This is a genomic window from Nitrospirillum guanabarense, assembly GCF_034653355.1.
Lineage (GTDB): Bacteria > Pseudomonadota > Alphaproteobacteria > Azospirillales > Azospirillaceae > Nitrospirillum.
This window is the reverse complement of sequence record NZ_JAYEER010000004.1, coordinates 1,087,776-1,105,525: the sequence shown is the minus strand read 5'-3', so window position 1 is coordinate 1,105,525 and position 17,750 is coordinate 1,087,776. Positions and strand designations below refer to the sequence as shown.

At 67.4% G+C, this 17,750-nt stretch carries 14 protein-coding genes; 6 read left to right on the top strand and 8 right to left on the bottom strand.

Features of this window, described 5'->3' with window-relative positions; genetic code table 11:
• The first annotated feature begins 133 nt into the window (after positions 1 to 133).
• Both UAA55_RS23055 and UAA55_RS23050 read left to right on the top strand, forming a co-directional pair.
• Positions 134 to 2,353, top strand: a complete 2,220-nt coding sequence (locus UAA55_RS23055; protein ID WP_322955675.1) for a methyl-accepting chemotaxis protein — start codon at positions 134 to 136, stop codon at positions 2,351 to 2,353.
• Positions 2,354 to 2,523: 170 nt separating this feature from the next.
• The gene (locus UAA55_RS23050; protein WP_322955674.1) at positions 2,524 to 6,045 is read left to right on the top strand and encodes a CHASE domain-containing protein; all 3,522 of its coding nucleotides are present in this window, start codon (positions 2,524 to 2,526) and stop codon (positions 6,043 to 6,045) included.
• A 25-nt stretch (positions 6,046 to 6,070) separates the two neighbouring features.
• Here the strand turns inward: UAA55_RS23050 and UAA55_RS23045 are convergent, their stop codons facing one another.
• Together UAA55_RS23045 and UAA55_RS23040 are read right to left on the bottom strand one after the other, a co-directional pair.
• Complete coding sequence (locus tag UAA55_RS23045; protein ID WP_322955673.1) at positions 6,071 to 6,505, bottom strand: Tim44 domain-containing protein; 435 nt, start codon at positions 6,503 to 6,505, stop codon at positions 6,071 to 6,073.
• Entirely contained in the window at positions 6,427 to 7,107 is a 681-nt protein-coding gene (locus UAA55_RS23040; RefSeq protein ID WP_322955671.1) for a hypothetical protein, read from the bottom strand. The genes UAA55_RS23045 and UAA55_RS23040 overlap by 79 nt, the downstream gene beginning before the upstream one ends.
• 244 nt (positions 7,108 to 7,351) lie before the next feature.
• Between UAA55_RS23040 and UAA55_RS23035 the strand changes: the two genes are divergently transcribed.
• A complete protein-coding gene (locus UAA55_RS23035; RefSeq protein WP_322955670.1) occupies positions 7,352 to 8,728 on the top strand; it encodes a S10 family peptidase in 1,377 nt (458 codons plus the stop codon).
• Complete coding sequence (locus UAA55_RS23030; RefSeq protein ID WP_322955668.1) at positions 8,707 to 8,940, top strand: hypothetical protein; 234 nt, start codon at positions 8,707 to 8,709, stop codon at positions 8,938 to 8,940. The genes UAA55_RS23035 and UAA55_RS23030 overlap by 22 nt, the downstream gene beginning before the upstream one ends.
• Positions 8,941 to 8,981: 41 nt before the next feature.
• Here UAA55_RS23030 and UAA55_RS23025 read toward each other — a convergent pair whose 3' ends face one another.
• The 4 genes from UAA55_RS23025 to UAA55_RS23010 form a co-directional block, all read right to left on the bottom strand.
• Positions 8,982 to 9,242: an RHS repeat domain-containing protein gene (locus UAA55_RS23025; RefSeq protein WP_322955666.1), complete on the bottom strand. Its 261-nt coding sequence runs from the start codon at positions 9,240 to 9,242 to the stop codon at positions 8,982 to 8,984.
• Between the two features lie 22 nt (positions 9,243 to 9,264).
• Positions 9,265 to 10,446, bottom strand: coding sequence for a tail fiber domain-containing protein (locus UAA55_RS23020; protein WP_322955665.1), 1,182 nt, complete (start codon positions 10,444 to 10,446; stop codon positions 9,265 to 9,267).
• Positions 10,447 to 10,565: 119 nt separating this feature from the next.
• On the bottom strand, positions 10,566 to 11,465 hold the full coding sequence (locus tag UAA55_RS23015) for a tail fiber domain-containing protein (protein ID WP_322955663.1): 900 nt from the start codon (positions 11,463 to 11,465) through the stop codon (positions 10,566 to 10,568).
• Between the two features lie 821 nt (positions 11,466 to 12,286).
• Positions 12,287 to 13,513 carry a TCR/Tet family MFS transporter gene (locus UAA55_RS23010; protein WP_322955661.1) on the bottom strand — a complete coding sequence of 409 codons (1,227 nt, stop codon included), beginning with the start codon at positions 13,511 to 13,513 and terminating at the stop codon, positions 12,287 to 12,289.
• 218 nt (positions 13,514 to 13,731) lie between these two features.
• Here UAA55_RS23010 and UAA55_RS23005 point away from each other — a divergent pair, with 218 nt between their 5' ends.
• Positions 13,732 to 14,622 carry an SMP-30/gluconolactonase/LRE family protein gene (locus tag UAA55_RS23005; protein ID WP_322955659.1) on the top strand — a complete coding sequence of 297 codons (891 nt, stop codon included), beginning with the start codon at positions 13,732 to 13,734 and terminating at the stop codon, positions 14,620 to 14,622.
• Positions 14,623 to 14,653: 31 nt separating this feature from the next.
• On the opposite strand, the gene UAA55_RS23000 is transcribed toward UAA55_RS23005, so the two are convergent.
• Complete coding sequence (locus tag UAA55_RS23000) at positions 14,654 to 16,069, bottom strand: DHA2 family efflux MFS transporter permease subunit (RefSeq protein WP_322957746.1); 1,416 nt, start codon at positions 16,067 to 16,069, stop codon at positions 14,654 to 14,656.
• Between the two features lie 253 nt (positions 16,070 to 16,322).
• Between UAA55_RS23000 and UAA55_RS22995 the strand changes: the two genes are divergently transcribed.
• The gene (locus UAA55_RS22995; protein WP_322955657.1) at positions 16,323 to 16,715 is read left to right on the top strand and encodes a COG4315 family predicted lipoprotein; all 393 of its coding nucleotides are present in this window, start codon (positions 16,323 to 16,325) and stop codon (positions 16,713 to 16,715) included.
• Positions 16,716 to 16,749: 34 nt separating this feature from the next.
• Here the strand turns inward: UAA55_RS22995 and UAA55_RS22990 are convergent, their stop codons facing one another.
• Entirely contained in the window at positions 16,750 to 17,652 is a 903-nt protein-coding gene (locus tag UAA55_RS22990; RefSeq protein WP_322955655.1) for a LysR family transcriptional regulator, read from the bottom strand.
• Positions 17,653 to 17,750 lie beyond the last annotated feature (98 nt).

The window sequence follows — 17,750 nt, the reverse complement described above, 5'->3', positions numbered from 1 at the left end:
ATTGCAGCGCCCGAATTAACATTTTATTTTAGATGGTGAAATAAGCATGGAAATTCGATGCGAAAATTAAGACATCATCAACCAGGCCCCGATTACCTACGGCCTAGTCCACTCCCGTGACAGGATTATCGCGATGCTCCGGTCCCTCAAGATCGCCCATAAGCTGGGCCTGGCCGTCCTGCTTTTCCTGGTTCCCGTGGCCTACCTGCTGTACGCCCTGATCGCGCAGCAGCAGATTTCCATCGATTTCGCGGCGAAGGAACTGGCCGGCACCGCCTACCTGAGGGGCCTGCAGACCGTCCAGGCCCGCCTGGCCGCGGCGGAGACGGGTGGGGCCACCGTGGACATGGACGCCAGCGCCACCACGGTGCGCCAGCTGCAGGCCGCGTGGGGGCAGGACATGGAAAGCGGCGGCAAGGCGGATGAACTGCTGGCGGCCCTGGGCAAGAAGGACGCCGCCGCCGCCCGGACGACCCTGCGCGCGCTGATCGCCCAGATCGGCGACAAGTCGAACCTGATCCTGGATCCGGACCTGGACAGCTTTTACGTCATGGACATCGTCCTGGTGAAGCTGCCCGACCTGCAGGACCAGACCACCGGCCTGCGGGCGGTGACGCATCAGGCCGGGGACAACAAGGTCGACCTGTTCGTGGCCCTGGGTGGGGTGAAGTCGCTGCTGTCCGGGGTCAATTCCTCCGCCACCTCTGCTTATGGCGGCAATGCGGACGGCAGCGTGAAGAGGGCCCTGGAAGCCCCCGTCGCCGCCCTGCGGAAGGCCGCCGGCATTCTGACCGCCGAAGCCGAAAAGGGCAGCGTCGCCGATGCGGACACGGCATCGGCGCTGAAAACGCAGGACGCGCTGTACACCGCCGCGTCAGCCGACCTGGAACGCCTGCTGAACGCGCGGATCAGCGGCTTCAAAGCCACGCAACTGCGCGTGCTGCTGATCTCGCTGGCGCTGTTCGCCATTGCCGGCGGCGCCGTCTATCTGGTGGTGCGCCGTTTCGTCATCACGCCGCTCAGCGACCTGACCGGCGCCATGTCCGGCCTGGCCCAGGGCCGCCTGGACACCAGCATCGCCCATGCCGACAATGGGGACGAGGTCGGCGCCATGGCCCGCGCCCTGGTGGTGTTCAAGGAAAACGCCCAGCGCACCCACGCGCTGGAGGCGGCCCAGGCACTGGACCAGGAGAGGCGGCTGCGCCGCCAGCAGGCGCTGGAAACCTTGACCAGGGACTTCCAGCTGGCCATCAGCGCCGAGCTGCGGGGCATGGCCGCCGCCGCCACGGAGCTGGAGGCCACCGCCGGCTCGCTGGCCAACCAGGCGGACAACACCGCCGCCCGCACCCAGGCCGCCGACGACAGCGCCGCCCGCGCCACGGCCAACACCCAGACGGTCGCGGCCGCCACCGAGCAACTGGCCGCCAGCAGCAACGAGATCGGCGCCCAGGCCGAGCAGACCGCCGCCACCACCAAGACCGCGGTGCAGGAGGCGGAACACGCCCGCAACGTGGTGGATGAGCTGGCCACCGTCGCCGACGGCGTGAACGAGGTGGTGCGCTTCATCCAGACCATCGCCGCCCAGACCAACCTGCTGGCGCTGAACGCCACCATCGAAGCGGCGCGCGCCGGGGAGGCCGGCAAGGGCTTCGCCGTGGTGGCGACCGAGGTCAAGGGCCTGGCGAACCAGACGGCGCAGGCGACGGAAGACATCCAGGCCCGGGTCAGCGGCGTGAAGGCCGCCGCCGACAACGCCATCGGCATCATCAACCGCATCGCCACCACCATCGCCGTCGTCGACGGCAATTCCGGCGCCATCGCCGCCGCCGTCAGCCAGCAGAGCGCCGCCACCGGGGAGATCAGCCGGAACGTGGCGGAGGCCGCCGCCCGCACGCAGGAGGTGACCGAATCCCTGACGCTGGTGCGCGACAGCGCGGAATTCACCAAGGAAGCGTCGGGGCAATTGCTGGTCGCGGCCAACGAGCTGTCGCGCCAGTCGGAACAGCTGCGCACGGATGTGGAGCACTTCCTGGTCGCCATGCAGACGGCCGAGGACCGCCGCCAGTTCGACCGCCATGACATCGAACTGCCCGCCCGGGTGGGCGCGCCGGGGGCCGCCCTCTCCGGTCCGGCGACGCATCGCCTGGTCAATATCGGCCGGGGCGGATGCGCGGTGAGCGGCCCCACCATCGGCGGCGCCGGTCATGAGGTCGAGGTCGAATTGGAGGGAAGCCGTTTCCGGGGCCGGGTCACCAACCAGGAGGGCGACACCACGCGTATCCAGTTCCGCCTGACGGACGACTCCGCCCAAGCCGTGGACGCCCTGGTCGCCCGGCATAAGGCCGCAGCCTGACGCCGGCGTCTTCCGGGCTGGCAAATCCCGGAAAAGATAGGACGACCAAGCACTAGAATACAAACAATCGGCATGGGGCGCCCACAAGTATGGATTTTGGCCCAGTAGGGCTAATGCTAACGATTCAGGCTGGCCGGGAAAGATAATCACAGAAGAATTGTGAGGTCGGGATGCGTTTCCAGAACTCGCCGCCATCCTCCAGCAACGGCGATACCCATCCCTCCCCCTTCCGTTGGCGACTGCCGGGCGCCGATGGCGTGCCTGGCGGCTACAGCCGCATTGCCATTCTTTTACCCTCGCTGGTCCTGGCGTTGGCGCTGGTCGGCGGCGCGGTGGTCGCGCGGCTCACCGATATCCATAACCGCGCCTTGGCCGCCGGCAGCCTGTCGGCGCGCGCCGGCGAGATGACGGAAGACCTGCGCCAGCAGCTGACGCTGTACCAATATGGCCTGCGCGGCGCCCGCGGCGCGGCGGTCGTCGCCGGGCCGGACTCCCTGACCGTGGACCAGTTCCGCCGCTACAGCCAAACGCGCTCCCTGGAGAAGGAATTCCGGGGGGCGGCCGGTTTCGGCATCGTGCGGCGGGTGCCCATCGCCGAGGAGGAAGCCTTCGTCGGGCGGGAGCGCCGTGGCGGCCGTCCCGGATTCCGCGTCTGGGAGCTGAGCCCCCACGATGGCGAACACGCGGTCATCCAGTTCGTGGAACCCGAAGGCGTGAACGCCACCGCCGTGGGACTGGACATCGCCTCCGAACCCGCGCGCCATGCCGCCGCCATAGCCGCGATGCGGTCGGGCGAACCCCGCCTGACCGCGCCCATCTCCCTGGTGCAGGCCCCCGAAGACCAGGGTGGATTCCTGCTGCTGCTGCCCATTTACCGGCAGGGGGCGGATCCCGGCACGCCCGACGCGCGCGAGGCCGCGACGGTGGGGTGGGCCTATACCCCCTTCCTGATCAGCAAGATGATCGCCGGATCGGAGCTGATGCGGGCGGACGTCGGCTTCACCGTGAGCGATGTGACCGACGGCGCGGGTGCCGCCCCCTTCTACCAAACCCCCGTCCCCGCCATAGGCTTCGTCGATGCCTTGGTCCACGATGATCGCCTCTCCATATTCGGCCGCCAGTGGCTGATCCATTACCGGGCGACGCCCCTCCTGCGGCAGGCCCTGAACCTCACGCCGCCCCTGCTGGCGGCGGGCGGCGTCGGCGTCACCGGCGTCCTGCTGGCCTTGCTGTCGCACCTCTACATGGCGAACCGCGCCCGCCGGTTGGCCGCCGGTCAGGAGCAGGCCCGCCAGACGGACATGCTGGAGCGGGAGGTCAAGGCGCGCACGGCCGACCTGGCGCAGCGGGAGGCCCGCTTCAAGACGCTGACGGAGCTGTCCACCGACTGGTATTGGGAAACCGACGCCGACGGCCGCTTCACCGCCGTGTCACAGGGCGTCTCGCGCATCGGGCAGGACCATCAGAGCCTGATCGGCAAGACCCGGCGGGAGCTGTCGGCCGACGCCCAAGACCCGCGCCTGGAGCAATATGAGGATTTCGTCCGGCGCGGACAGCCGTTCCGCGACCTGCGGTATGACCTGATAGGCAATGACGGCGCCTTGCGCCACATCGTCATCAGCGGCACCCCCATCCTGGATGCCGCCGGCGCCTGCGTCGGCTATCGCGGATCGGGGCGCGACGTCACCGAACAGCTTCGGTCCGAGGAGGCGCTGCGCGCCACCTCATCGCGCCTGGCCTTGGCCACCAAGGCTAGCGGCATCGCCATCTGGGAATACGACGTGGCCACGGGCCACCTGGATTGGGACGACCAGATGTTCCAGCTTTACGGCGCGCGGCGCGACGGCGAGGACTGCTTTTCCATCTGGTGGACCCATTGCCATCCGGACGACACGGCGCGCGTGGCGGCGGAGTTCCAGCGCGTGCTTGAGGGCGGCGCCGATCTGGATACGGAATTCCGCGTGGTGCGTGCCGACGGCGGCGCGCGCCATGTGAAGGGCGCCTCGATCACCGACAGGGACGCCGACGGCCGCCCGATCCGCATCATCGGTGTGAACTGGGACATCACCGAGGTGCGCGACCGCGAGGCCGCCCTGGTCGCGGCCCAAGCCGCCGCCGAGGCGGCCAGCCGGGCCAAGACCGATTTCCTGGCCAACATGAGCCATGAGATCCGCACCCCGATGAACGCCGTCCTGGGCCTGACCCAGTTGCTGGCCGAGTCCCGCCTGTCCCCCCAGCAGCGAGACTTCGTCACCAAGATTTCCTCGGCCGGCCGCGGCCTGATGGCGCTGATCAACGACATCCTCGATTTTTCGAAGGTGGAGGCGGGACAGCTGGACCTTGAGCATGCTGAATTCCAACTGCCCGACCTGGTGGACGGGCTGGTGTCGCTGGTGTCGGTCAACGCCGATGAGAAGAAGCTGGCCCTGGCGTCGACCATCGCGCCCCACACGCCGGCGCTGGTCGTGGGCGACCGCCTGCGGCTGCAGCAAATCCTGTTGAACCTGCTGGGCAACGCCATCAAGTTCACCCAAGCCGGCAGTGTGATGCTGGATGTCCGCGTCGTCGCCTGGCCTCGGCCGGATCGGGTGGCACTGCGATTCTCGGTGACCGACAGTGGCATCGGCATTCCCGCCCACGCCATCCCCACGCTGTTCAGCGCCTTCACCCAGGCCGATAGTTCGACCACCCGCCGCTATGGCGGCAGCGGCCTGGGGCTGGCCATCAGCAAGCGCCTGGTCACCCTGATGGGCGGCGAGATCGGGGTGGAAAGCCAGCCCGGCGCCGGCAGCACCTTCTGGTTCATCGTGCCTCTGGACGTGGCGTCGCCGTCTCAGGCGGCGGGCCAGGCGAACCGAACCGTGCCACCGCCGGGGGCCGCCGCGAGCGCCCCACGGTCACGGCGGCCGAAGCGGCTGAAAGGGCTGCGCCTGCTGATGGTGGAGGACAACAGCATCAACCAGGAGGTGGGCCGGTTGATCCTGGAGCGCGAGGGGGCCAACGTCACCATCGCCGCCGACGGCGCGCAGGCCTTGGCCCGGCTTCGGGCCCGCCCCGGTTCCGTGGATCTGGTGCTCATGGACATGCAGATGCCGGTGATGGACGGCTATGAGGCCACCCGGCTGATCCGTCAGGAGCCGGGCCTGGGCACTCTTCCCGTCGTGGCGCTGACCGCCGGCGTCCTGGATGCCGAACGCGCCCGCGCCTACGCGGCGGGAATCACCGACTTCATGACCAAGCCATTCGATCTGGACCAGATGGTCGCCACCATCCTGCGCCACGTGCCGAAGGTCGCGGCGCCACGCCAGGACCGTGTCGTGGCCGCGGCCGCGCCATCGCCCGCCCCACTGGCGCGCCTGCGCGCCATCCTGCCCGACCTGGACGAACGGCTGGAGGCCATGGGGCTCGAGGACAATGAGGATCTGTACCTCGGCCTGATCGAGCGTTTCGTGCGGGAGTTCGCCGACGCGGCGCAGGATCTGCGCCAGGCGGTGGTGGATGGCAGGCCCGCCGACGCGGCCCACCGGCTTCATACTTTGCGCGGCGCGGCCGGCCAGATCGCCCCGCGCGGCCTGGTCACCGCCGTGGCGGCGGCGGAGCACGCGCTGGCGCACCAGAACTGGGCGGTATGGGATGCCAGTCTCAATATCCTGGCGACAGCCGTGGGCAAGCTGGCGGCGGCCGTGAGGTGACGGCCGTCGCCAGCGCGGCTGGGACTCACGCCTGCTGGATGGCCGATAGCAGCCAGCGGCCACCATCCGCCCGCACGAAGGTCCAGAGTTCCTGCACCTCTTCCGGACGATGCTCATCGCCCGAGACGACGCGGCCGGTGTTCTCATCCACCGTCCAGTCGCGGGCGCGCCAGCGCAGCAGGGCGGTGCAGTAGGTGCGGCCGTCCTCGTGCCAGCTTTCCACCACGTCGCCCTTCACCAGCTGGACGTCGGCCACCAGGTTGCGGATGCCGCGGCTCTGGTTCTCCGTCATCTCCTCGCCGTAGTAGGACAGCATCTCCGGCGTCAGGTGGCGGCGCAGGGCCGTCAGGTCGCCCTTGCTCCAGCTGTCCATGATGCCGGTCAGGATCTGCTCGAACGCCGACAGGTCCTGGCCCTGCATCTGCACGCCGATGGCGGGCACGGGCGGCGGGGGCGGCACGGGCGCGCCCCCTGATTGTAACCGTTGCCGAAGGGCGTGGCCTGGTAGGGCGCGTCCTGTGGCGGGTACAGCTCATAGGTCATGCCCGACGCCGGGGCCGTGCGCGGGCCGCTGATGGCCATGCGCACCAGGCGGAAGATCAGATAGGCGATGCCCAGCATGATCAGCAGGCGCAGGAAACCGCCAAAGGCGCCACCCGAGCCGCTGCCATAGTCGCCGCCCACGCCGTAGCCGTGATGGCCGAACAGCGAGTTGTACAGGCTGGCGCCGAGGAAACCGCCCATCATGCCGGACAGGAAGGGATGGCGCTGGGTGAAGCTGGGCTGCGCGAATCCAGGCTGGGCGAACGGCTGCTGGAAGGCCGGGCGCGGCTGGTACGCCGGTGCTGCGGGCGCCGCGGGGGCGGCGGCCGGCGGCGGGGTGATGCTGCGCTGGATGGGCTGGCCCGTCACCGAGGGGGTGGCGGGTGTGGTGTAGGTCCGGCTGCCGCGGCTGCCGGAACTGGAACTGCGGCCCGGGCGGGCATCGGCGGCCAAAGGCGCCAAGGCCAGGGACACCGCCAGCACGGCGGCGACCGCACGCGAACCAAACCGACCGAACATTCTCTCTCCCCCTGAAAAAGGGACCGATTTTCCAGTCCCACCCTAATGTGGGCCCCCTTCGCAAATTTGCGAGGGCCACTGCCGCATGAGGACGCCATACCGCTTTTCGGTGGCGGGCGACAGACGGGACCTTTGCCCGCAAGCCTTCCCCGTGTCTAGACTGCATCCAAGCCCGGGCCGGCGCTGCGGGGAAGAACCGGCCGCCGGGCAACAACGAAACCAGGGGTTATGGGGGTTCCTACACATGCCCGCACCGAAGTGGAAGCTGGCGGCCCTGCTGGCCGGCACGGCCATGGTCTTGCTGACCACGCACATGGCCATCACCAGCACGCCCGCCAACGCCGGCGACAAGCCGGCGGCCGATCAAGCCAAGGGCGACGACAAGGCCGACAAGGCGGGGGCCGATAAAGACTGGACGCCCAAGCATTTCACCGTCGACCGCGGCGGCACCTTCAACGGCAAGCGCGTGGACTATCAGGTGCTGGCCGGCGAAACCCACCTGGTGAACGACAAGGAGGAGGACGCGGCCACCGTCTTCTCCACCGCCTATGTGAAGAAGGGGGTGAAGGACGCGACGCAACGCCCCATCATCTTCCTGTTCAACGGCGGCCCCGGCTCGGCCAGCCTGTGGCTGCACATGGGCGCCTGGGGGCCGAAGCGTGTGGACGTGCCCAGCGACGCGACCAACGCCGGCAGCCCGCCCTACCCCCTGAAGGACAACCCGCAAAGCCTGCTGGACGTGGCCGATCTGGTCTTCATCGATCCCGTGGGCACGGGCTACAGCCGCATCCTGCCCAAGGGGGATGAGAAGGACTATTACGGCGTCAAGCAGGACGCCCATTCCATCGCGCAGTTCATGCGCCGTTGGCTGACCGAGCACAGGCGCTGGAACTCTCCCGTCTTCATCGGCGGCGAGAGCTACGGCGGCATGCGCATCGGCGCCCTGCTGCCCGAACTGCTGGAGAACGGCGCGCCCGTGGGCCTGAACGGCCTGATCGTCATCTCCGGCGCCGTCGACTATGGCGCGTTCGAGTTCAACCGCGGCAACGACGTGCCTTACCCGGCCTTCCTGCCGACCTACGCCGCCGTCGCCTGGTACCATAAGAAGATCGCCGACACCTCGATGGGGTTCGACGCCTTCATGAACCAGGTGCGCAAGTTCGCGGTGGAGGAATATTCGGTGGCCCTGCTGAAGGGCAACCGCATGAGCCCGGCCGAGCGCAAGGGCGTGATCGACAAGCTGTCGCGCTTCACCGGCCTGGCGCCCGCCTATCTCGACCGCACCAATCTGCGGGTCCGTGATGTGCGCTTCGCCAAGGAGCTGTTGCGCGACCAGGGCAAGGTGGTCGGCATCTATGACGGCCGCTACACCGGCCAGGAGTACAATTCGGCGGGCGACACGGTGGACAGCGATCCCTCGGGCTACGGCGTGGGCGCCGCCTTCGCCACGACGCTGCAGAGCTATCTGCTGAGCGACCTCAACATCAAGATGGACCGGGAGTACCGGACCAGCGGCGACGTGGGCAAGAACTGGGACTGGAAGACCTGGGGGATGAGGGCGGCGGCTACGCCAATGTGGCGCCCTGGTACGGCGACGCCATGCGCCAGAACCCCAAGCTGAAGGTGTTCATGGCCGGCGGCTGGTACGACATCTGTGTCCCGTTCTTCTCCAACGAGAACGCCATGAACGCCAATGGCGTGCCCACCGACCGGGTGGCCTTCAGCTATTACGAGGCCGGGCACATGATGTACCTGAACCGCGCCGCCCTGGATAAGCTGACCGACGACGTCCGCCATTTCGTGAAAGCGGCGGCGCCGGGGGCCAGTGAGTAAGGCGGGAAACCGGGGGCGGCGCGACGGCCGCCCCCGTCTGATCACTGCCAGTTGACCTGACCCCAAACGAAGGAACCCCATATCGTGGTGCCACCCGTCACGGTCACGGCCGTCCGGTTACCGGCCGCGTCGTACGTGTAGGTCGCCTTCGCGCCGTTGCCGTAGTCCACCCCCGTCAGGCGCCCCAGGGCGTCATAGGTATATTGGGTGGTGGATGCGCCGAGCGATGCCGGGACGCCGACTCCCACCAGAAGGATCAAGGCCGCGAGCCGCGCGCGCCTGGTCCGGATAGTCCGCTTCATTGCCATGTCTTCCCCCAGCCCCTCAAGGACGTTTCGCTTCCAGTTGCTCCACACGGTCCTGCAGCGCCTGTATTGTCTTTTGCTGCTGTTGGATAAGGCCTTGCTGTTCCTGCAGCGCCTTCAGCATCGTGACCATGACCTCATTGTATTTGATGGACTTGGTTCCCGCCTTATCCTTGGCGGTCATCACCGCGTCCGGCAGCACGGCTTCCGTCTCCTGGGCGATCAACCCCGTCTGGCGCCCTTCCATCTCCGCATCCTTGGGCGCCTTCCAGCGGAAGGTCACGGGGCGCAAGCGCAGCACCTGGTCCAGCGCCCCGTCCGGCAGGGCCGCGACGTCCGTTTTCAGTCGCATGTCGGAATTCTGGGTGACGCTGCCGGCGGCATTGATGTTGCCCGCCACGTCCAGCTTGGCCCCCGGCGAGGCCGTGCCGATGCCGACATTGCCGGCATTGTCGATGCGCATCTTTTCCGTGGGTGGATTGTTGTTGTTCCCGCTGTTGTTCTTGGTGCCGAAAATAAGCGTGCCCCCCCAGCCGCCACTATCGACACCGACGATCTTGGCCATCTGGTTGGCGTCGCTGTTATTCGTCCACAGGATGCTGCCCCCGTTGCTGCCGCCCGCGTTGACGGAGTTCAGCCGGACCAGCACCGCTTCGGTGCTGAGGCCTGTATCGCGATTGATGTGCAGGGGGGACTGGGGGGCCGTATTGCCGATGCCAACATTGCCACCGTTGTCGATGCGCATTTTCTCCGTTGGACCACTGCTAGGGCTAGGGCCACTTGCGTTGGTCTTGGTGGCGAAAATGAGCGTACCGCCCCAGCCGCCGCTGTCGACGCCGGCGATCTTGGCCATCAGGTTGTTGTCGTTGTTATTGGTCCACAGGATGCTGCCCCCGTTCCCGGCATTGCTGCTCAATGAATTCAGACGGAGAAGAGGCAACTCGGTGCCATCGCCGGTAGCAGCGACAATGGCGGTTCCGCCGGTGAAAACACCGCAGCCCAGAATATGCTTGAAGTTGTCCATCACGTCGTTCGCCGACGCGGTCTGGCCATTCTGCAACACATGCCAGGTCGGACAATCGGCAAGGGCCGCCGTTGACACTGACATCGCCAATACACCGCCCATCACGGCGATAAGAGCGGCCCGGCCGGCATCACCAACCCAACGGGCCGATTCACGGCCCCTACCCTCAGACACCATTGTTCCCCCATTTCCGCTTCATGGCTCGCGCACCGGCGATTGCCGGGCCGCTATTGTTACCATTGCCAAGTTGAACTGATTTATCGCCATGGGCCTGGCCTTCGGCCACCACGCCCAGGTCATGGGCGCCGCGCTTCCAACTGCTCCACCCGGCCTTGCAGGGCTCGTATTATCTCCTGTTGGTCCCGAAGGCTTTTTTCCTGGCGCTGGATCAGGCTCTGCTGTTCCTGCAGCGCCTTCAGCATCGTGACCATGACCTCATTGTATTTGATGGACTTGGTTCCCGCCTTATCCTTGGCGGTCATCACCGCGTCCGGCAGCACGGCTTCCGTCTCCTGGGCGATCAGCCCCGTCTGGCGCCCTTCCATCTCCGCGTCCTTGGGCGCCTTCCAGCGGAAGGTCACGGGGCGCAAGCGCAGCACCTGGTCCAGCGCCCCGTCCGGCAGGGCCGCGACGTCCGTCTTCAGTCGCATGTCGGAATTCTGGGTGACGCTGCCGGCGGCATTGATGTTGCCCGCCACGTCCAGCTTGGCGACTGGCGCGGTGGTGCCGATACCCACCGCACTGTCAGTCAACGTAAGTGTCGGCTGGTGGTTTATCTGCGCGAATTTCAACTTGGACGAATCCGCAGCGTCCATGACGATGTCCCAGAATTGGGACGCATATGTGTTGCGAAGCGTAAGGATCACCGGGCGGCCAGAGCCTGCGGCGACCAGGCTCATGTTCCGAAGTCCGTCCTGTGGGTCGGCACCGTTGATGTAGTTTCCACCGGGCGTGAATTCGGAGGTGATTGCACCTGCGCGCACTGTCCCGTCCCCGCTGCCATTATCGACGAGAATGGCACCCGCCCCCACGTGCAGCCGAGCCGACGGAGCCATGGTTCCCACGCCCAGGTTGCCCGCATTGTCAAGGCGCATCCTTTCCACCGGCGCGCCAGCGCTGCTACCTGTGCTGGTCTTCGTGGCGAAGACCAAATTTCCTCCCCAGCTTCCTGAATCGAGACCGTAAATCTTGGCCATGACATTACTATCACTGGCATCCGACCATACAATGCTACCGCCTCCCCAAGGCCCGTTCAGCCGTATAAGCGGAATTTCAGCCGTACCTGGCGCGTAATTGATTTCTAGGGGGGCTAGCGGACTACTGGTTCCGATCCCCACGCTGCCCGTGAAATTTGGACAACCAAGGATATGGTTGTAGTTGTCCATCACGTCGCTCGCCGACGCGGTCTGGCCATTCTGCAACACGTGCCAGGTCGGACAAGCAGCCAGAGCGCTTGTGGACATGACTGAAGCCAAGACCAAGCCGCCGATTCCGAGCCTCATGGATCGACGTGCCCCAGCCCTCGCTATGGCGGCGCCATCCAACCCTATGCGCATCAGCATGGCGTCCCCTTACAGTTGCGTACCTCTTATGGATTAGCGCTAACAGACGCTTACCGCTTTGTAAATAATAGGCGGGGGTGTCTGACCGCGCGCTCAACACGCGTCATGGTCAACCAAGTCGCGCGATGGTGCGGCTCCGCCTACCCGCGCGGGTTTTGTCCCGTTGGCGGCGGTTACCCCTCCATCAACTCCAGCGCCCGGCTGAAGTCGAAGCCGCGTACGGACTGATTGAAGTCGTTGGCGCGGGGGCGGCCGGTATGGCGTGGATGACTCGCGCCGCCACCCTTTTTCGGAGATGCCGCGGGACGGCCCGGCGGGCGCCCGTCATCCGCGTGACATCCCTCTTTTGTGTGGGCCGAATATTTCTTTGAAATGAGGGTTTGCGAAAGGTCACACTTTAATTATGAAGAAGATCGGTCGCTTTTATTCAATTGCCGAGAGCACCCCGGCCAGTATTAAGCCATCGCCCGCTGCGGCCGGGTGACGACGAAGGCCAGCCCCAATGCCGCCACCAGCAGCACGGCCGCCAGCATGAAGGGCGATCCCTGGGGCAGCATGGCGAAGGGGCCGACGCTGTCGGCCAGCACGCTGGTGAACAGCATGGGCCCGATCATGCCGGTGACGCCGCGGATGCTGACCAGGGTGCCCTGCAGCAGCCCCTGCTCCGTCGCCGACACCTGGGCCGACATCATGCTCTGGGCAGAGGGGCCGACCATGCCCCACAGCGCCACCAGGGGAATGCCGCAGAGGAGGCCCCCGCCCACGGGCGAGGCGCCGAAGATCGTGAAGCCGGCGGCGCCGGCCACCAGGCCCACCATCATGGTGCGCCGGGCGCCCAGGCGCTTGACCACGCGCCCGACAAGACCGCCCTGCACCACCGTGCTGCACACGCCCACCACCGCCAGGGTCAGGCCCACCGTCTCCGGCCCCCAGCCGTAACGGTCGTTGACGTAGATGACGAAGGTGTTGTTCAGCACCTCATGCGCCAGGTAGTAGAGCCAGACAATCCCGCCCAGGCCCAGCAGGCCGGGCGCGCCGCGCAACAGGGCGAAGGCGCCCAGCGGATTGGCCCGCCGCCAGGAGAAGGCGCCGCGCCGGTCGGTCGGCAGCGATTCCGGCAGGACGAACAGGCCGTAGCAGGCGTTCAGAAGGCTGAGGCCCCCGGCCACCCAGAACGGCAGCCGCGGCTCGATCCCACCCAACAGGCCGCCCGCCGCCGGGCCGACGATGAAGCCCAGGCCGAAAGCCGCCCCCAGCATGCCGAAGGCGCCCGCGCGCTTTTCCGCCGGGGTCACATCGGCGATGTAGGCCGAGGCGGTGGTGAAGCTGGCGGCGGTGATGCCGGAAAGGATGCGCCCCACCACCAGCCAGCCCAGGCTGGGCGCCATGGCCATCAGCAGATAATCGGCCCCCAGGCCGAAGCAGGAGACCAGCAGGATGGGCCGCCGGCCGAACCGGTCGGACAGCGCGCCGATGACGGGGGAGAACAGGAACTGCATGGCGGCGAACAGGGTGCCGAACAGGCCCACCATATGCGCCGCCCGGGCGTTGTCGCCGCCGACGAAGCCCTTCACCAGGTCGGGCAGGACCGGAATGACGATGCCCAGGGCCAGAACGTCCAGCAGCGCCGTCACGAAAACGAAGGCCAGCGCGGCGCGGCGCGGCGAAGGGGAAGCGGTCATGGTCAGGCCCGGACTGAAACCCGGCGTGCGGCGCCGGGATGGGGTTGTCATTCTTTGCTGGGCTTACCCTTAATCCTTTTGCCCGGCGGCGGGGAGTCCTGAAAACGCCGCCGGTCATTCTGTCCAATCCGCCCCCTCGCGTTGACGCGCTGGCCTTGGCCAGCCCGCTGCCGGTATGGTGCCCGCTGATTGAAAGTTTCGGTTTACAAGGACGGACGATGCGTGAAGTCAGCTGCGTTCTGAACGCCCAGGCCCAGTTGGGAGAATGCCCGCGTTGGGATCCGAACGGGGGGGATGCCGGCGAAGGCGTGCTGTATTGGGTGGACATCCCCGCCAAGACGCTGCACCGCTTCGATCCCGCCACCGGCCAGGACGTGCAGCGCGGCTTCGCCCAGCCGGCCGCTTGCCTCGTCCGCCATGGCGCCCGCGGCTTCGCCCTGGGCATGAAGGACGGATTCGCGCTGCTGGCGGATTTCAGCGCCGACCCCGTGCCCCTGGGGGCCCAGGTGGAAGAGGCGCGGCCCGACAACCGCTTCAACGACGGCCGTTGCGACCGGCTGGGGCGGTTCTGGTCCGGTACCCTGGACGGCACCAAGCAGCATCGGAACGGCACGCTTTACCGCCTGGACGCGGACGGCCAGGTGACGGATGTCGCCACGGGCTTCCTCACCAGCAACGGCATCGCCTTTTCGCCCGACGACCGCACCTTCTACCTGTCGGACACGCCCAACCACGTCATCTACGCCTACGACTTCGATCTGGCATCGGGCCGCATCGCCAACCAGCGCGTCTTCCACCAGTTCCCGCACGGCCTGGGCCGGCCGGACGGCGCCTCGGTGGATGCGGAAGGCTGCTACTGGACGGCGCTGTACGACGGCGGCCGGGTGGCCCGCCTGTCGCCCCAAGGCGAAATCCTGGAAGAGGTGGCCATCCCCGCCCGTCTCTGCACCATGATCGCCTTCGGCGGCCCCGACCTGAAGACCGCCTACGTCACCACCGCCCGCCAGAAGCTGGACGAGGCCGAATTGGCCCGACACCCCCAATCCGGCGGGATCTTCAGCTTCCGCGTCGATGTCCCTGGCCTGCCGGAGCATAGGTACCGGGGGTGATCGGAACAGGGGGCGTGAGCCCTCCAAAGTCTCAATCATCCCCGGCGGCATGCTCCGTTGCCGGCCGTAGCGGGTGGCTATGGTGGCCGCTCACCTCGGCGCCGGCATCCGGATCCAGCCGGATGAAAAAGAGGAACGAGGCCAGGCCGATAACCATCACGGCCAGGAAGGCCACCATGAAGTCGTGCGGCACCAGCTGGGCACCGCCGTGCAGCGCCAACGTGGTGTGCAGCAGCAGGGCGCCGGTGGCGACGCCCATGCCCAGCGACACCTGCTGCACCATGGACGACAGGCTGGTGGCAGCACTCATGCGGGCCGCCGGCACGTCGGCGAAGGCCAGGGTGTTCAGCCCGGTGAACTGCAGGGACCGGAAGAAGCCACCCACCAGCAACACCAGCAGGATCAGCGGCACCGGCGTGTCCGGCCGGAACAGGCCGATGGCGCCGGTCAGCAGGGCGGACAGCACGCTGTTGATCACCAGCGCCTGGCGGAAGCCATAGCGGCGCAGGATGGGGCCGGCCGTCATCTTCATGACCAACGCGCCGGCGGCGGTGGCGAAGGTCAGCAGGCCGGAGACAAAGGCCGTCATGCCGAAGCCCACCTGCAGCATCAGCGGCAGCAGGAAGGGGATGGCGCCCATGCAGATGCGGAACAGGGAGCCACCCACGACGCTGATGCGGAAGGTGGCGGTCTTGAGCAGGTCCAGGTCCACCAGCGGGTGGGGATGGCGGCGCGAATGGCGCACGGCGACAATGCCCACCAGCACGCCGAAGGCCAGCAGCGACGGCGCCACGCGCCAGTCGACGCCGTCGCGGCCGATGGACTCGAACCCGGCCATCAGGGCCGCCAGGGCCACGCCGGAATTCACGAAGCCCCAGCCGTCCAGCTTGGCCACCGACTCCTCCCGATGATCGGCGATGTACCGCCAGGAGAGGTAGAGACCCAGCAGGCCAATGGGGATATTGATGAAGAAGATCCAGCGCCAGGACAGGTAGGTGGTCAGCAGGCCGCCGATGGGCGGGCCGATCAGCGGCCCCACCATGGCCGGCGTCGTCAGGTAGTTCATGGCCCGGACCAGCTGGTCCTTGGGCACCGTGCGCAGCAGCACCAGGCGGCCCACCGGCACCATCATGGCGCCGCCCACGCCCTGCAGCAGGCGGGCCAGGGCCAATTGCGGCAGTGACTGGCTGAGCCCGCAGGCGATGGAGCCCAGGGTGAACAGCACGATGGCGGCGCGGAAGACGCGGCTGGAACCGAAGCGGTCGGCCACCCAGCCGCTGATGGGGATGAAGACCGCCAGGCTGAGGATGTAGGCGGTGATGGCCAGGCTGAGATGGATGGGACTGACGCCCAGGCTCTCCCCCATCGCCGGCAGGGCCGTGGCGAGAACGGTAGCGTCCAGGTTCTCCATGAACAGGGCGCACGATATGATGAGGGCGACGAGCATCGTCGTCACAGTGCCTTTCATCCGGGGGCCGCAGGTGGCCAAGGAAGACGCTAGAGAATCGCTACCTGCCGTTCGAGAATCTGGGCAAAGCCGGGCCCCTGACAAGTGCCGCCCGGGCATGGCAGACCGTCATGCATGCACATCTGTTCGGCACGCGTAAAAATTCGGCGGCCGACGGAATAAGGCCTCGGCCGGGCGCGTCAACCGAGCGGTCCCATAACGACCAATGGCTCGACCACGGGAGGAATCCAGGATGCTGAAACAGATCATCGCCGCCACCCTGCTGACCGCCGGCATCGCCCTTGCGGCGCCCGCCTTCGCGCAAGGTCCAGCGGGTGCCACCATAGCGGAAACCGCCAAGGGCAAGACCCTGGTGGATGCCAAGGGCATGACCCTCTACACCTTCGACCACGACATGAGCGGACAGTCCAACTGCATCGCCGCGTGCGCCAAGAACTGGCCGGCCCTGCCGGCCGCCGCCGACGCCGGGGCCAAGGGCGACTGGACCGTCATCACCCGCGACGACGGGTCCAAGCAGTGGGCCTACAAGGGCAAGCCGCTCTACACCTTCGTGAAGGACGGGAAGCCGGGTGACATCACCGGCGACGGCCTGGCGAACGGCGCCTGGCACGTGGCGACACCGTAAGGAGCACGGAAAGGATATGCGGGGCGGCGGGGCGTCAGGCGCCCGCCGCCACCTCCTGCACGAAATCCAGGAAGGCCCGCACCTTGGCCGGCGGCAGGTGGCGGCTGGGATGGTAAGCGTAGAGGGGATAGCGCTCCTCCGCCCAGTCGGGCAGCACCTGCACCAGCTGGCCGGACGCCAGCCAGGGGCCCAGGCCCAGCTCGAAGCTCTGAAACACCCCCTGCCCCGCGACGCAGGCCGCGACGGCCACGGACGGGTCGTCCATCACCACCCGGCCGGCCACCGTCACCGTCACCCGCTCCGCACCGCGATGGAATTCCCACCCGAAGGGCAGGCCCGTCTGCGGGTTGCGGAACAGCACACCCTCATGCCCTTCCAGGTCCTGGGGCGCCGCCGGCGTTCCCCGGCGCGCCACATAGTCCGGCGCGGCGCAGGTCAGCACCCGCGTCTCCAGCAGCTTGCGCGCGATCAGGGAGGCCACGTCCGGCGGGCCGAAACGCACCGCCACGTCCACGCCGGCCATCATCTCCTCCCGGTGATTGCTGACCGTCATGTCCAGGACCAGCCCCGGATAGCGTGCCGTGAAATCCGGCAGGCGGGGCGCCAGCACCATGCGGGCGAACCAGGGATCGACAGAGACGCGCAGGCGCCCGTCCACCGTGGCCGCCGCCCCGGCCGCGTCCAGCGCCGCCTCCTCCAACCCCGCCAGCAGGGGTGTCACCTGGGCGTGGAAGCGCCGCCCCTCCTCCGTCAGGGTCACGGCCCGGGGGCTGCGGTCGAACAGGCGCACCCCCACCCGCGCCTCCAGCCGGGCGACGGCACGGCTGACGCCCGATGGCGTCAGGCCCAGCACCTCACCCGCGCGCACGAAGTTTCCCGCCTCCACCACGGCGGCCAGCACGCCGATTCCGGTCAATAGACGCGCGTCGAAGCCCATCGCGTCCCTCCTTTCAAACCACAGTGACTATAGATCATTCTTCCGCTGACAACGATGCGCCTGATTCAAAATCATCCCCCGCCTAAAAATGGGGGACG

Coding starts and splice junctions, on each gene's coding strand:
- UAA55_RS23040 (WP_322955671.1), bottom strand. CDS start 7,107: ATGTTCGGTCGGTTTGGTTCGCGTGCGGTCGCCGCCGTGCTGGCGGTG.
- UAA55_RS22995 (WP_322955657.1), top strand. CDS start 16,323: ATGCTGAAACAGATCATCGCCGCCACCCTGCTGACCGCCGGCATCGCC.
- UAA55_RS23050 (WP_322955674.1), top strand. CDS start 2,524: ATGCGTTTCCAGAACTCGCCGCCATCCTCCAGCAACGGCGATACCCAT.
- UAA55_RS23010 (WP_322955661.1), bottom strand. CDS start 13,513: ATGACCGCTTCCCCTTCGCCGCGCCGCGCCGCGCTGGCCTTCGTTTTC.
- UAA55_RS23015 (WP_322955663.1), bottom strand. CDS start 11,465: ATGGCCAAGATTTACGGTCTCGATTCAGGAAGCTGGGGAGGAAATTTG.
- UAA55_RS23035 (WP_322955670.1), top strand. CDS start 7,352: ATGCCCGCACCGAAGTGGAAGCTGGCGGCCCTGCTGGCCGGCACGGCC.
- UAA55_RS23020 (WP_322955665.1), bottom strand. CDS start 10,446: ATGGTGTCTGAGGGTAGGGGCCGTGAATCGGCCCGTTGGGTTGGTGAT.
- UAA55_RS23000 (WP_322957746.1), bottom strand. CDS start 16,069: ATGCTCGTCGCCCTCATCATATCGTGCGCCCTGTTCATGGAGAACCTG.
- UAA55_RS23055 (WP_322955675.1), top strand. CDS start 134: ATGCTCCGGTCCCTCAAGATCGCCCATAAGCTGGGCCTGGCCGTCCTG.
- UAA55_RS23025 (WP_322955666.1), bottom strand. CDS start 9,242: ATGAAGCGGACTATCCGGACCAGGCGCGCGCGGCTCGCGGCCTTGATC.
- UAA55_RS22990 (WP_322955655.1), bottom strand. CDS start 17,652: ATGGGCTTCGACGCGCGTCTATTGACCGGAATCGGCGTGCTGGCCGCC.
- UAA55_RS23005 (WP_322955659.1), top strand. CDS start 13,732: ATGCGTGAAGTCAGCTGCGTTCTGAACGCCCAGGCCCAGTTGGGAGAA.
- UAA55_RS23030 (WP_322955668.1), top strand. CDS start 8,707: ATGCGCCAGAACCCCAAGCTGAAGGTGTTCATGGCCGGCGGCTGGTAC.